Raw genomic sequence first — 13718 nt, 5'->3', positions numbered from 1 at the left:
AGTTAAGTTGTTTATAATTTTTCCTCGGCATTTCCATATTCCTTCTTGTAAATCTTCAGAATAAGCAGGAATAGCGAGATAAGTAAAGGTCCAAATATCAGGCCAATAAACCCAAATAAAGGTACCCCGACAATTACCCCGAAGAGAGTAATGAGCGGATGTACACTGGCCAGTCTTTCCAGGACATAAAGTCTAATGATATTGTCTGTAGACCCCACCACCACGAAACCATAAATAAGAATGGCGACGCCCTGCCAGTCACTTCCCTGGGCGAATAACAATATGGAAGCTGGGATAATTCCAATGGCGGTCCCTATAAAAGGGATCATGGAACCTATGGCGGTGATCACGAACCAGAAAAATGGATCTGGTACTCCAAAGATCAGGAAGCCTATAAGGGCGATAATTCCCTGTACAAAGGCTACCAGAGGAATTCCCAGCGCGTTGGATTTAACAAGCTGATTGCTTTCGTCACCAATGATCCTCAGGTTTTCCTGTCCCAGCGGAATATAGGTCATCATGGATTCCCTTAAGGATTGGCGGTTGGTAAGCATATAATAAAGCATGAAATACATGATCCCGATGGCGATAATGGCATTAAATGTACCGCCGGCAAGATTCTGAAGGTTTGAGGAGACCCAGTTCGTAACCGAAGAGGTATCTATATTAGAACTGATGTTGTATCCTATGCTGGTTTCAAGATTGTTCAGTTGCTCTTTTAAAGCCTGTAATACCCTTTCAGAATTTGCAACTGCCTTACCGATCTTTGAAGTAAGCATAGCAGCGATCAGCACAACGGGTATAAGTATTCCTACAAAAGATCCGGCCATTAGTGTAGCTGCAGCCAGGGGTGGTTTCCAGCCGCGTTGGGCAAGCTTTTTCATCCATGGTTTCAGGATAACATATAGAGTGACCGCTCCAAGTACTCCCGAGAGGTATGGAAGGGTTTCCCTGATAATTAAAACCGTTAAGAAAAGTAGCAGCAACAGTACGAATAACTGTCGGACTAAGGACGGTTTAAGTCTATCCATATTTTGGCTGGTTGGTTTACGGCTTCGTTTTTATTTGGCGAAAAGCTGGTCCATATTCTTGAAGGCTTTGAACTCAAGCGCATTCCCACATGGATCTTTAAAGAACATGGTGGCCTGTTCTCCTGGTTTGCCTTCAAACCTTATGTAGGGCTCGATCACAAAATCGATGCCTTTACCTTTTAACAATTTAGCGAATTCCTGAAAAACATCCCATTGGAGCACCACGCCAAAATGTGGTACTGGTACATCTTTTCCGTCTACAGGATTGGAGGTTGATGCTTTGGTTTCCTGTGGGTCCTGGTAATGTATCACTAGCTGGTGACCAAAAAAGTTGAAATCTACCCAGTGATCACTACTGCGACCTTCGCCACAACCCAGGGTCTCTTTATAGAATTTGCGACATTTTTCAAGGTCTGAAACGGGGATGGCCAAGTGGAATGGTTGTACTTTCATTCTAAAATTTTAATTCAGGTTCGTTTAAAGATAAGCATTTACGCTTATTTTCAAGAACCTAAAATTAACAAGAAGAACCAACAATCATTAAAGCCACCGCGCTAATTCTCTGTTAAGATTTAGGCTTCCGGGGTCTTTTGCCTCTCTTAGGGCTTGGCTGGTTGGGAGTTTTTAGAACCGAACCTTCTTCGGTTTTGGTAGAGTCTCCCAATAACTGGTTTATGGTATCAAGCTCCTCCCGAGTAAGATCACGCCATTCGCCTACAGGTATGTCGAGAGATACGTTCATGATACGCACTCTTTTTAATGAGGTAACCTCGTAGCCTAAAAATTCACACATACGGCGTATCTGCCTGTTCAGTCCCTGGGTAAGAACGATCCGGAAGGTGTGTTTTCCCAGTTTTTCAACCTCACATTCACGGGTTATCGTATCAAGAATAGGCACACCAGCAGACATTTTACTTATAAATTCGTTGGTGATAGGCTTGTTAACAGACACTACGTATTCCTTTTCGTGGTTGTTACGGGCTCGCAGGATCTTGTTCACGATATCACCATCGTTGGTTAAAAAGATAAGTCCTTCACTTGGTTTGTCCAGCCTGCCAATTGGGAAGATCCTTTTTGGGTAATTGATATAATCAATGATATTGTCTTTTTCTACCCTGGTATCTGTAGTACAAACGATGCCGACGGGCTTATTAAAGGCTAGATAAACATTAGGTTCCTTGAGTTCTTCCTTGGAAACAGGCTTGCCATCTACCTTAACGATGTCACCCGGGGTCACCTTGGTGCCCATTTCCGGAACCTTATCATTAATGGTAATTCGCCCCTGGTCGATAAGTTTATCGGCTTCCCTTCTGGAGCAATATCCTAACTGACTCAAATACTTGTTTATTCTAATCTCGTCTGCCATAAAAATAGTTCTTCCGCAAAGATACAAGTTAGATCCGGCAGCAGAAACCTGGAAAAAATTAAAAATTTTAAAACCTCAGGCAACCTTTCGTAACTTTCCTACGTCTATGTAAATAGAAGGCCTTATGAATATGGTGAAAGTTATACAGCTTTTTAAAAATGAATCCTCTTTGATAAAAAGGGCGTCCAGGGGGAACCGGGAAGCTCAGCAAAAGATCTATGAGCTGCATTCACCTAAAATGTTAAGCGTTTGCCGGCAATACATACGGGATGTGCATCATGCCGAAGAAGCTATGCTGAACGGATTTTTCAAGGTCTTTACACATCTGAAGGATTTTAAGGAAGAAGGAAGTTTTGAAGGCTGGATCAGGCGGATCATGATTAGAGAATCCATTTCATTTTTAAGGCAGCATAAAAAACTCGAATTCCATGAGGATCTCGGACAGGAAACCCCGGAGGTTTTTAATAATATAAAATCTGAAATGGACGTAGCAGACATACAGGCTCTGATAGACGCCCTGCCGGAAGGTTATAAAATGGTATTCGTCCTGTATGCGGTAGAAGGTTACAAGCATTCTGAAATTGCGAAAATGCTTGACATTAGTGAAGGGACCTCAAAATCTCAGCTGTTCAAAGCACGAAAAATGCTTCAGGAAAAGGTAAGAACGATTAATTCATCAGCCTATGGCACCAATTAAATTTGAAGAACATGTAAAGGAAAAGCTGGATGGCAGGGAGATAAAGCCATCGGCTGAGAGCTGGGAGAAATTGAATTCCAGGCTGGATAATGCTGAAAAGAAACCGGTGCAAAGGTGGTGGGTCCCGGCCGTAGCTGCCGTGGGTGTTTTGCTTATCGCCAGTATTTTCTTTTTAAAACAGCAGGGGCAGGATTCGCTTCCCGTGGTAGAATCTCCCGTTGAGAAGGAGACCAGAAAAAATAACGATCAAACAGGTTTTGAGCCTCCGGTGCACGTGGCTTCAGAAGAAGAAAATAATAAGGATAGAAGCAAAAATTCCGGAAACATTAAATCTGCTAAGCCCGTTGTGAGGGAGCAGGTGGTTGCTTCAGATACAAAAGAATCGGGATATGCTGCTAAGAATTCATCTGATATTAAACAGACCAGAAAGAAGTTGCAACCTGTGGCGGTGGTGAATATCCAGCATAAAGATAAACAGGAAATGCTTTTTTCAGAAAAAATGAGGGATTTGATCGCGGAAGTTTCTGAAAAGCAAAAACTTTCCGGGAAGAAGGTAACCGAGGCTGAAGTGGATGCATTACTGGCCCAGGCAGCCAGGGAGATTAGCGAAATGAGGGGCGTGAATAATGTTTCTGGAGTAGCTCCCGAGCAGCTGCTGGCCGAAGCCGAGGAAGAAATATACGAATCTTTTAAAAGTAAAATCTTCAATGTTCTTAAGGACGGATACCAGAAAGCGGTCATTGCGGTCTCTAATCGTACCGGGCCACCCCAGGAATACAAATAATTATCACTAATAACCAGGTCATTTATCAATCAGCTTTTAGTTAGAACTAAAGGCCAAAACAAACACATCTCTATGAAAACTATTACATTTTATTTAGCCCTTCTTCTATGCAACATCAGCCTCTGTAATGCCCAGGTGGTAAGGGTGGAAAACAAGAGCAAACTGGAAATTCTTGAACAACAGAAAAAGGATATCGTCACTGAAGAAAAGGAGAAACTAAAGGAGGAGGTAGAAGCCATCAATCAAAAACTGGACGAGAAAAGTATCAGTTTTGAAGAGGCCGACCGCCTAAAAGAAGAGGCAGCGAAAAAACACGCGCTCAATATTGAGAACAGGCTGGCGATCGTAGATAATAAGATCGCACTTCTAAACAGGAATGAGGATGTAGATGTTGAGGATGATAAAACTTTTATCGTTTCCATAAAAAGCGGAAAGGAAGAGGAGGAAAAAAAGAAAAGGGATTATTATCTCGATAAAAGAACGACCTCTACGATTGTGGTCGCAGCAGGTTTTAATAACGCTCTGGCTGATGGTCAATCTTTAGACGATTCAGATTTCAAGATAGGCGGAAGTAGATTTTTCGAGATCGGCTGGTCCTGGAAGACCCGTGTTTTTAATAATTCTAACTGGTTGAGGTTCAAATATGGGGTGTCATTTCAGTTCAATGGATTAAAACCTACAGATAACCGCTACTTTGTGGAAGATGGCAATCTAACCAGGCTGGAGGAATTCGATCTTGATTTTGATAAGTCAAAGTTCAGAATGGATAACCTGGTATTTCCGGTGCATTTTGAAATGGGACCTTCCAGAAGGTTCGAAAGGGAAAGCGGCACCACCTTCTCTACCTATAAAAAATTCAAGATTGGCCTGGGTGGTTACGCCGGATTCAATATAGGGGAACGCCAGAAACTAAAATACAAGATGGATGGGGACAGGGTAAAAGAAAAGCTGAAAAGCGATTATAATACCAACGATTTCATTTATGGTTTGAGTGGGTATGTTGGCTGGGGTGGTACCTCGTTATATGTGAAATATGACCTTAATCCCATCTTTGACGATCCAAATCCAGACCTGAACAATATCTCCCTGGGACTGCGTTTCGATCTTGATTGATTAGCCAATATAGTTTAGATTTAACTGGGCTTCAGAAATTATAATTCATATTTTTGAAGCCCTTGTTTTTTTGTTTAATTTCCGTGAAACTAAAAGAAATCTATTTCTCTTGATCTCAAAAACCACCGTAGATAATGTTTTCGAAACCGCCCGTGTAGAGGAGGTTATCGGCGATTTTGTGCAACTGAAGAAATCGGGTTCCAACCTTAAAGGCTTAAGCCCTTTTACCGATGAGCGAACCCCCAGTTTCATGGTTTCCCCGGTAAAACAGATCTGGAAAGATTTTAGTAGTGGAAAAGGAGGGAATGTGATCGCTTTTCTAATGGAGCATGAACATTTCACTTATCCTGAAGCAATTAAATACCTGGCCAAGAAGTATGGTATAGAAATAGAAGAAACCGAGCAGAGCGATGCCCAGAAGGAACAGGCGAACGAGCGGGAAAGCATGTATCTGGTTTCAGAATTCGCCAATGAGTTCTTTCAGGAGAAGATGCATAAGACCGATGAAGGCCAGGCGATCGGGCTTAGTTATTTTAAGGAGCGAGGTTTTACTCCAGAGACCATCAAGAAATTCGACCTTGGTTATTCTCCAGACGACTGGGAGGTTTTTACCAAAGCCGCTCTCGATGCCGGGTACAAACTGGAATACCTGGAGAAGACCGGGTTAACCATAGTAAAGGAAGATAAGAAATTCGACAGGTTCAAGGGACGGGTGATGTTTCCTATTCACTCCATGTCTGGCCGGGTACTGGGCTTTGGAGGAAGGATACTTTCAAATACCAAGAAAGCTGCGAAATACCTGAACTCTCCCGAGAGTGATATCTACCATAAATCCAAGGTTCTTTACGGAATCTATCATGCCAAGCAGGCGATCGCGAAAGAAGATAACTGCTACCTGGTTGAGGGTTATACAGATGTGATCCAATTCCATCAGAGCGGTATTGAAAATACGGTTTCTTCTTCGGGAACTGCGCTCACTCCAGAGCAGATAAGGCTAATCAACAGGCTTACTAAAAATATTACGGTGCTTTTTGATGGGGACGCAGCCGGGACCAGGGCTTCCTTAAGAGGTATAGATCTTATCTTGGAACAGGGGATGAACGTTAAGGTTTGTCCGTTCCCTGAGGGTGAAGATCCGGATAGCTTCGCGAAGAATAATTCAGAAGAGGAGCTGAAGGATTTTCTTGAAAATAACTCCTACGACTTTATCACCTATAAAGCCTCCCTGTTAATGGATGAGGCGAAGAACGATCCGGTTAAAAAGGCCGGGCTCATTCGTGATATGGTGAACAGTATCGCCAAGATCCCAGATAATATTCAGCGTGAGGTTTACCTCCAGGAATGTTCCAGGATCATGGATATTAGCGACGATGTGCTTTATGCAACCCTGGCTCAGCTAACAAATAAAGATGCCCAGCCTTCCGGAAAGCCGAGGAAGCAGAAAATGGAAGTGGTCAAGGAGGAGACTGCTCCCAAAGAGAAAGTAGATCATCTTTATATCCTGGAGAGGAATATCATCAAGATCTTATTGATGTACGGTAACCGTAAAGAGGAGTTTGAAGATTTGTTGCTTAAACAACACGAGGAGACCGGTGAATTAATGCTGGAACCGGAAACTCAGAATTCCAAGGTCTTCGAAAAGATCTACCTGGACCTGCAGGAAGACGAGATTGCCTTTTCTAATGAGGCCTTTCAGAATCTTTATGCTGTCCTGATTAATAAGCTTAACAGCGAGGAAGATTTCGCGGTAGAGACCATCATCAATGAGCTTGAAGAAGAGCAGGCTCGCGAGATCACAGATATTCTTATGGCTGAGGAGCAATATGAACTGCATAGCTGGGACCGGCATGATATTCCTGTAAAAGAAAAGGAGAGTACGGTAGACCAGTTCGTAAGCCAGACGATCCTAAATTTACGGCGTCACCTTATAGATATGAAGCTTAAAGAACTGCTGGAAAATATCAGGGTGGCTGAAACCGAAGAAGAACGGACAGATATTAAAAATGAAGTAATGGGCTTCAATAAATTAAGAACCCTGCTGTCTGAAAGACTGGGAAGGGTTATGTAGTATTTAATTGTAGCAGCCTGGACTGGGTGATAAGATCGGCTACATTATCTACTTTTAATTTCTTAAGCAGCCTGGTCTTATAGGTGCTTACGGTTTTCTCGTTTATGTTCAAAGCCTCTGCGATGTCCTTATTTCGCTTACCGGAGGAAAGCAGATTAAGAACTTCGGTTTCCCGGGTTGACAGTTTTTTGAACTTTGTAATTAAACTCTTACCTCGTGAAACCCCTGAATTCAGCTTCTCAGTGATCTTACGATTTAAATAGATTCCGCCCCTTGCTACCTGGTAAATGGCTTTCTCCAGAGTTTCGGTATCTGTATGTTTTGAAATATATCCAGCCGCGCCGGCTTTAATAGCGCTTAGAGCATACATTTCTTCCGGATGTGAACTAAAGATTAGCGTTTTTACTTCCGGATATTCCTGTTTTATCCTTCTTATGGCATTTATCCCGTTTATCTGGGGAAGATCTAATTCTATTATCAAGACGTCTGGAGCGTCTTTCTCAAGCTGATTAAATAGCTGAGACCCGCTGGCTACTCTTCCTGTTACCTGAAGCGCCGGATTGTTCTGAAGAACGCATTTTACACCCTCTAAAATGATCGGGTGATGATCTGCAATTAATACTCGATACATGATTCTAAGTTATAAACAAGTCCGGGGGCTAACTTGTTGATTGTGGATTCGTTAACCTAAAATAACGCTTTGAGTTTTGAAAATGTAAAACTGCTATATATATTCGATAAAATGTCTATTTCTTCAGATGAACGGGAATCTCGCAAACCGGTATCGGTTTCATTTTGTGCTGGTTAGCCCTATTTAGTCTTGAGTAGATGTCAAAAACTTCTTTCTGCCTGCCATCGAAATCTAAAGAGGTTTTTCCTTCTTCGATACTTTTCATGGCCCACTCCAGTTCATCGTAAGAAGCACCTAGCTGATCTTCATCGCTGCGGCTGTCGCCAAACAATCCATCGGTAGGCGGCGCCACCATAATGTCTTCAATGATGTTCAAATATTTTCCAAGTTCATAGACTTCGCTTTTTACAAGGTCGGCGATCGGGCTCAGGTCTACGCCGCCATCACCATATTTAGTGTAAAAGCCTACTCCAAAATCTTCCACTTTATTCCCAGTTCCTGCCACCAGGTATTTGTGCAGGCCGGCAAAGTAGTAAAGAGTGGTCATTCTTAACCTGGCCCGGGAATTGGCAAGGCTCAGGTCCAGCGTACTGGTTTCCCTTGACTGTGGCATCGCATCCTTGAACTGTTCGAAGACAGGGGTGAGGTTGATCTCCAGGTCGCTGACGTTGGCAAAATTATGCTTCAACTCCTTGATGTGTTTCCGGGCGCGGGTCACCTGGTTCTTTCCCTGGTGAATCGGCATTTCCAGGCAGAGCGTTGGCATACCTGTTTTTGCACACAGGGTAGAGGTTACCGCAGAATCGATCCCGCCGCTAACTCCAACCACAAAACCATTCATATTTGCCCTGGTAGCATAGTCTTTTAGCCAGTTTATGATGTGGTCTGCCACTTTTTCGATCTGCATAATATTGGGTGATTAAGTTTGTAAGTAATACCTTTGCCACACAAATCTAATACTTAAAGCCAATTTTTAAAAGGGACAGGCGTTAAAGCCTTCAGAAAAGAGAGCTATGCTGAAGAAATTCTGGTTTTTAATACTACTTGTAAGTCTATTCTCCTGCGATAATCAATCTGAAACCGAAGCCAAGATAGAAAAGATCGATGTCCAATTTGAGGTTATCAGGTTCGATCGGGAATTTGCTGAAGCTACCCCCGAAAGCCTGCCAGCCCTGAAGTCTGAATACCCTTTTCTCTTTCCAAAGCAGTATCCGGATAGTGTCTGGGTTCAGAAACTTAATGACAGCATACAGCAGGAGATCGAAACCGAAGTTGCCAGGGTGTTTCCGGAATTTTCAGAAGAGGAAGGGGAGCTGCATAGTCTTTTCCAGCATGTGAAATATTACTTCCCCGATTTCAATGTTCCAGACGTGATCACCATCACTTCTGAAGTGGATTATAAGAACAAAACACTTTATACCGGGGATTACCTTTTCGTTTCCCTTGATACTTACCTGGGCGAGGAACATAAGTTCTATATAGGGATCCAGGATTTCCTGAAAAAGAATTTCAGAAAAGAACAGATAGCGGTAGATGCCGCAGCCGAGATCGCCGGTAATTATGTGCCCAAGGCAGATTCAAGGACCTTTTTATCTCATATGCTTTACTATGGGAAAGTGTTGTATTTAAAGGATAAGTTCATCCCATTTAAAAGCGATGCTGAAAAAATGGGCTATACAGAGAAGGAGTTTGAATGGGCCCAGGCGAACGAAGACCAGATCTGGAGGTATTTTATCGAAAATGAGCTCCTCTACGATACAGATTCCCAGTTGTACTCCAGGTTCCTGTATCCTGCACCTTTCTCGAAATTCTATTTACAACTGGACGCAGAATCCCCATCAAGACTGGGGCAGTTCATTGGCTGGAACATCATAAGAGCTTATATGGATAAGAATGATGTTTCTATTAAGAAAATGCTGAATACTCCGGCAGAAGAAATTTTTAATAAAGCGAACTATAAACCTAAGAAATAATGGCTGAATTCAAGAAGTCTGAAATTAATATCGAGGTAGTAACCGACGAGAACCATGTACCCGAAAATATTACCTGGAGTGCCCAGGACGGTAATGTGTATAAGGAAGATGCCAAAGCCTTGATGCTTTCGGTTTGGGATAGTAAGGACCAGGAAACCCTGAGAATAGATCTGTGGACCAAGGAAATGCCGGTAGACGAGATGAAAAAATTCTTTCACCAGACCCTGGTTTCTATGAGCGACACCTATTTTCGTGCTACCCAGGACGATAAAATGCGTGATACCATGAAAGATTTCTGTGATTATTTCGCAGAGAAGACCGAGATCAAAAAGAGCTAGTTGAACAAACTTATATTTGTATATAATGCCGATTCTGGCAAACTGAATGCCCTGATGGATTCACTGCATAAAGTAGTGAATCCATCTTCGTATTCCTGTAAATTGTGTGAGCTAACCTATGCTCCTTTAGGCGAGAAAAAGGCCTGGCGCGATTTCTACCAAAGCCTCGATATTGAAACCGACTTTCTGCATAAAGATGAATTTTTGAAGGCTTATGCTTCTAAATTTGGGTATAAGTTCGAGTTTCCTGTAATCCTTGCACAAACAGGAAAAGGCCTGGAAGTTTTTATGTCTAAAGATGAGTTCGAGCAGATCAACAATCTTGAGGTTTTGATAGATAAGATCAAAAGCAGGATGCAGCTGTATTAAGAGGCGTTCAGTTGTTCATTCACCTGGTCTATATAATCCAGAACTTCATCTTTCCCGATTCCTGCAGAAGCCGAAGTGACAAAATACTCTGGCATCTCTTCCCAGACCTCCAGCATTTCAGCCTTATAATTTTCTAGATTCTTTTTTAGTGCTTTTTCCTTAAGCTTATCGGCCTTGGTAAAAATGATGCAGAAAGGGATCCCGTTTTCTCCCAGGTATTGCATGAATTCCATGTCTATAGGCTGTGGCTTATGTCTTGAATCTATAAGCACAAAAGCACAGACCATCTGCTTTCTCTTTTCAAAATAGGCGGTGATGAACTTCTGGAAAACCTTTTTGGTAGATTTTGAAACCTGAGCATAACCGTATCCCGGAAGATCTACCAGGTGCCAGTTCTTATTGATCAAAAAGTGGTTGATCAATTGAGTTTTTCCGGGTTTCGCGGAGGTTTTCGCAAGAGATTTCCTGCCGGTAAGCATGTTTATAAGGGAAGACTTTCCCACATTACTTCTGCCAATAAAGGCATATTCGGGCAGGTTGCTGTTGGGGCACAGGTCAACCTTGGAGTTGCTTACCACAAATTCTGCCGTCTTGATTTTCATAAAAGCTTTTTTAGATCTCTCGTTCCTTCAGCCAGGCATGAAGTAACTGGTTGAAATGTTCGGGGTGTTCCATCATGGCTGCATGCCCGCACTTATCTATCCAGTAAAGATCTGAATCGGGCAGGAGACGTTGAAAATCCTCTGCTACCTCTGGTGGGGTCACTGTATCGTTCTTCCCCCAGATGATACAGGTGGGAGTCTGCATTTTTGGAAGATCCTTGGCCATGTTGTGCCTAATGGCACTCTTTGCGATCGCCAGGGTCTTTACCAGTTTGTTCCTGTCGCTAACCGTATTGTAAACTTCGTCCACGATCTCCTTGGTAGCTACTTCCGGATCGTAAAAAACGGCTTCGGCCTTTTTCTTGATGAACTCATAGTCTCCACGCCTTGGGTAGCTTTCGCCCATCGCGTTCTCGTAAAGACCGGAGCTTCCTGTGATCACAAGGGCTTCAACCGATTCGGGGAACATTTTGGTCGCTAAAAGCGCGATATGCCCGCCAAGGGAATTTCCTAAAAGCACCACTTTTTCATAGCCTTTAAAATCTATGAATTCCTTCAGATATTTGGCAAAAGTGCCTACACTGGTTTTTAAAAGTGACATGGAATAAAGCGGAAGTTCCGGGATAAGCACCTTGTACCCATTTTCCGGAAAGTAATTAGTTACACCGTCAAAATTACTGAGGCCTCCCATAAGTCCGTGAAGAATAACAATCGGTGTTCCTTCCCCTTTCTCAAGATATGTGAATTTTCCCTCTTGCCTTAAGTGATCTTTCATTGATAGCCTTTGCGGTTAGCAATCGCAAATATAGCGATTTCGTTACAAGTATAATCATTTTTCAAGAACTGCAAAGGCTTTTCTGGGAAGTGGAAATTTTATAAACTACTGGTTTTCTCAGACCTGGATTACACTATTTCCCACCCTATTTCAATTTCCTGAATCCTAAGTGGATAGGGCTATTTCAAAGGTTTTCAATTACATACAGTGGTAAAACTTATTAACATTGTGGTAAAAAGTGGTAAATTGTGGTAATATTTTCAATATATTTGGCTCTATAATACTTAACCGTGATAAATCTAATTGGGACATACGAATGCAAAGTCGATGCGAAAGGCCGGTTAATGGTGCCTTCAGCGTTGAAGAAGCAACTCGCTCCCATGATGCAGGACGGTTTCGTGATCAAGCGTGCGGTTTTCCAGAATTGCCTTGAGCTTTATCCCATGGAGCAGTGGAATGTTCTCATGAAGAGGATCAACAAGCTTAACAGGTTTAGGAAAAAGAACGTTGATTTTATTAGAAAATTTACTGCCGGAGTAAAGACCGTTGAGGTCGATGCTAACGGCAGACTTTTAATTCCCAAGGACCTGGTTGGTTTTGCCGGTATCGAGAAAGAGATCGTTCTTTCCTCGGCGATCAACATTGTGGAGATCTGGGATAAAGATAAGTATGAACAAGCCCTTGACGACTCTTCAGACGATTTTGCAGATCTGGCAGAGGAAGTGATGGGAAACGATGATTTTGATGAAATATCATAAGCCTGTTCTGCTAAAAGAATCTGTCGATGGTCTCGACGTCAAGCCAGAAGGGGTTTACGTAGATGTGACCTTTGGTGGTGGCGGGCATTCCAGGGAGATCCTGGAAAGGCTTGGGCCCGAAGGGAAACTTTTTGCTTTCGACCAGGACAAGGATGCTCTTGAAAATAAGATAGACGATAAGCGTTTTACGCTCATCAATGAAAACTTCAGGTTCCTGAAAAGGTTTTTGAGGTTTTACGGTGTGAAGCAGGTGGATGGGATCCTAGGCGATTTCGGGGTTTCTTCTCATCAGTTCAACGAGGCTGAAAGAGGTTTCTCTACCAGGTTCGATGCGAGGCTGGACATGAGGATGAACCAGGGAGATAAGCTTAGTGCTTACGAGGTGATCAACGAGTATGACGAGGAGCACCTGAAAAAGATCTTTTATGCCTATGCAGATCTAAAGAATGCTCCTAAACTGGCCAGGACCATTGTTTCTGATAGAAAGAACAATCCCATCGAGACCAGTGAGCAATTGAATGAGTTATTGAAGCCCTTGCTGTTCAAAGGGAAAGAAAATAAGATCCTGGCGCAGATCTATCAGGCTATTAGGATAGAAGTGAACCAGGAGATAGAAGTTCTTAAAGAATTTTTGTTGCAAACCGAAGAGGTGCTGAAGCCTGGCGGAAGATTAAGCCTTATCTCTTACCACTCCCTGGAAGACAGGCTGGTGAAAAGATATATAAGGAGTGGTCTTTTTGAGGGGGAACCGGAAAAGGATATGTTCGGTAATATTTCTGTTCCTTTTAAGAAAGTGGGCGGGCTCATCGTTCCTTCGAAAGAGGAGATACAGGAAAACAACCGGGCCAGGAGTGCGAAGCTTCGTGTGGCAAGAAAGTTATAGTAAGCAATGAAAGGTGGTTTTTATAACATACTGAAAGCGAATTTCCTTATCAGCGAAGATGCTGTTAAGAACTGGAGGTTCATTGTGTTTTGTACCATCCTGGCTATCGTAATGATCGCCAGTTCGCATAATGCTGAAAAGAAAGTGCACCAGATCGCTAAACTGAACAAGGAGGTGCTGGAATTAAGAAGTGAATTCCTGGAAAGGCGGTCAAAATTAATGAGAGTAAAAATGGAATCTACCATTACCGAAAAAATGGTAGAAAAAGGGATCGGGCCTTCAGAGACTCCTCCCAATAAGATAAGAGTGATAATAAAAGACTAACCTTAA

Annotated in this window: 17 protein-coding genes; 10 read left to right on the top strand and 7 right to left on the bottom strand. The window is 42.7% G+C overall.

Annotation, left to right across the window (positions count from 1 at the left end; translation table 11 throughout):
* Nucleotides 1-11 precede the first annotated feature (11 nt).
* The 3 genes from FLP08_RS03495 to rluF all read right to left on the bottom strand — a co-directional run bounded on the left by FLP08_RS03495 (nucleotide 12) and on the right by rluF (nucleotide 2397).
* Nucleotides 12-1031: an AI-2E family transporter gene (locus tag FLP08_RS03495; RefSeq protein WP_156274076.1), complete on the bottom strand. Its 1020-nt coding sequence runs from the start codon at nucleotides 1029-1031 to the stop codon at nucleotides 12-14.
* A 30-nt stretch (nucleotides 1032-1061) separates the two neighbouring features.
* On the bottom strand, nucleotides 1062-1484 hold the full coding sequence (locus FLP08_RS03490; RefSeq protein WP_156274074.1) for a VOC family protein: 423 nt from the start codon (nucleotides 1482-1484) through the stop codon (nucleotides 1062-1064).
* Nucleotides 1485-1596: 112 nt separating this feature from the next.
* A complete protein-coding gene (gene rluF, locus FLP08_RS03485; RefSeq protein ID WP_156274072.1) occupies nucleotides 1597-2397 on the bottom strand; it encodes a 23S rRNA pseudouridine(2604) synthase RluF in 801 nt (266 codons plus the stop codon).
* 133 nt (nucleotides 2398-2530) lie between these two features.
* On the opposite strand from rluF, the gene FLP08_RS03480 reads away from it, so the two are divergent.
* The 4 genes from FLP08_RS03480 (at nucleotide 2531) to dnaG (ending at nucleotide 7059) form a co-directional block, all read left to right on the top strand.
* Nucleotides 2531-3094: an RNA polymerase sigma factor gene (locus tag FLP08_RS03480; protein ID WP_341484969.1), complete on the top strand. Its 564-nt coding sequence runs from the start codon at nucleotides 2531-2533 to the stop codon at nucleotides 3092-3094.
* Nucleotides 3081-3878, top strand: coding sequence for a hypothetical protein (locus tag FLP08_RS03475; RefSeq protein ID WP_156274070.1), 798 nt, complete (start codon nucleotides 3081-3083; stop codon nucleotides 3876-3878). Before FLP08_RS03480 ends, FLP08_RS03475 begins: the two co-directional genes overlap by 14 nt.
* A gap of 72 nt (nucleotides 3879-3950) precedes the next feature.
* On the top strand, nucleotides 3951-4991 hold the full coding sequence (locus FLP08_RS03470; RefSeq protein ID WP_156274068.1) for a porin family protein: 1041 nt from the start codon (nucleotides 3951-3953) through the stop codon (nucleotides 4989-4991).
* A gap of 109 nt (nucleotides 4992-5100) precedes the next feature.
* Nucleotides 5101-7059, top strand: a complete 1959-nt coding sequence (dnaG, locus tag FLP08_RS03465; RefSeq protein ID WP_156274066.1) for a DNA primase — start codon at nucleotides 5101-5103, stop codon at nucleotides 7057-7059.
* Here dnaG and FLP08_RS03460 read toward each other — a convergent pair.
* On the bottom strand, nucleotides 7052-7690 hold the full coding sequence (locus FLP08_RS03460) for a response regulator (protein ID WP_156274064.1): 639 nt from the start codon (nucleotides 7688-7690) through the stop codon (nucleotides 7052-7054). The two genes, dnaG and FLP08_RS03460, sit on opposite strands and share 8 nt — an antisense overlap.
* A 115-nt stretch (nucleotides 7691-7805) precedes the next feature.
* A complete protein-coding gene (gene nadE / locus FLP08_RS03455; protein WP_156274062.1) occupies nucleotides 7806-8597 on the bottom strand; it encodes an NAD(+) synthase in 792 nt (263 codons plus the stop codon).
* Between the two features lie 106 nt (nucleotides 8598-8703).
* Between nadE and gldB the strand changes: the two genes are divergently transcribed.
* The 3 genes from gldB to FLP08_RS03440 are packed head-to-tail and all read left to right on the top strand — an operon-like array spanning nucleotide 8704 to nucleotide 10370.
* Nucleotides 8704-9663 carry a gliding motility lipoprotein GldB gene (gldB, locus tag FLP08_RS03450; RefSeq protein ID WP_156274060.1) on the top strand — a complete coding sequence of 320 codons (960 nt, stop codon included), beginning with the start codon at nucleotides 8704-8706 and terminating at the stop codon, nucleotides 9661-9663.
* Complete coding sequence (gene gldC, locus FLP08_RS03445; RefSeq protein ID WP_156274058.1) at nucleotides 9663-10001, top strand: gliding motility protein GldC; 339 nt, start codon at nucleotides 9663-9665, stop codon at nucleotides 9999-10001. The genes gldB and gldC overlap by 1 nt, the downstream gene beginning before the upstream one ends.
* Nucleotides 10002-10370 (top strand): GTPase, encoded by a 369-nt coding sequence (locus tag FLP08_RS03440; protein WP_156274056.1) that lies wholly within the window; start codon nucleotides 10002-10004, stop codon nucleotides 10368-10370.
* Here the strand turns inward: FLP08_RS03440 and yihA are convergent.
* Nucleotides 10367-10972, bottom strand: coding sequence for a ribosome biogenesis GTP-binding protein YihA/YsxC (gene yihA / locus FLP08_RS03435; RefSeq protein ID WP_156274054.1), 606 nt, complete (start codon nucleotides 10970-10972; stop codon nucleotides 10367-10369). The genes FLP08_RS03440 and yihA overlap by 4 nt on opposite strands.
* Before the next feature lie 10 nt (nucleotides 10973-10982).
* Complete coding sequence (locus FLP08_RS03430; RefSeq protein ID WP_156274052.1) at nucleotides 10983-11747, bottom strand: alpha/beta fold hydrolase; 765 nt, start codon at nucleotides 11745-11747, stop codon at nucleotides 10983-10985.
* A 290-nt stretch (nucleotides 11748-12037) separates the two neighbouring features.
* On the opposite strand from FLP08_RS03430, the gene mraZ reads away from it, so the two are divergent.
* Genes mraZ through FLP08_RS03415 form a run of 3 tightly spaced genes read left to right on the top strand, consistent with a single transcriptional unit; the run spans nucleotide 12038 to nucleotide 13712 of the window.
* On the top strand, nucleotides 12038-12505 hold the full coding sequence (mraZ, locus tag FLP08_RS03425) for a division/cell wall cluster transcriptional repressor MraZ (protein WP_162430894.1): 468 nt from the start codon (nucleotides 12038-12040) through the stop codon (nucleotides 12503-12505).
* Nucleotides 12492-13388: a 16S rRNA (cytosine(1402)-N(4))-methyltransferase RsmH gene (gene rsmH, locus FLP08_RS03420; protein ID WP_156274048.1), complete on the top strand. Its 897-nt coding sequence runs from the start codon at nucleotides 12492-12494 to the stop codon at nucleotides 13386-13388. Before mraZ ends, rsmH begins: the two co-directional genes overlap by 14 nt.
* 6 nt (nucleotides 13389-13394) lie before the next feature.
* Nucleotides 13395-13712, top strand: a complete 318-nt coding sequence (locus FLP08_RS03415; protein ID WP_156274046.1) for an FtsL-like putative cell division protein — start codon at nucleotides 13395-13397, stop codon at nucleotides 13710-13712.
* Nucleotides 13713-13718: the final 6 nt, after the last annotated feature.

Origin of the sequence: Christiangramia aestuarii (assembly GCF_009735585.1) — a bacterium.
GTDB lineage: Bacteria > Bacteroidota > Bacteroidia > Flavobacteriales > Flavobacteriaceae > Christiangramia > Christiangramia aestuarii.
Note: the sequence above shows the minus strand (reverse complement) of the source record. Positions and strands in the feature narration are given on the sequence as shown.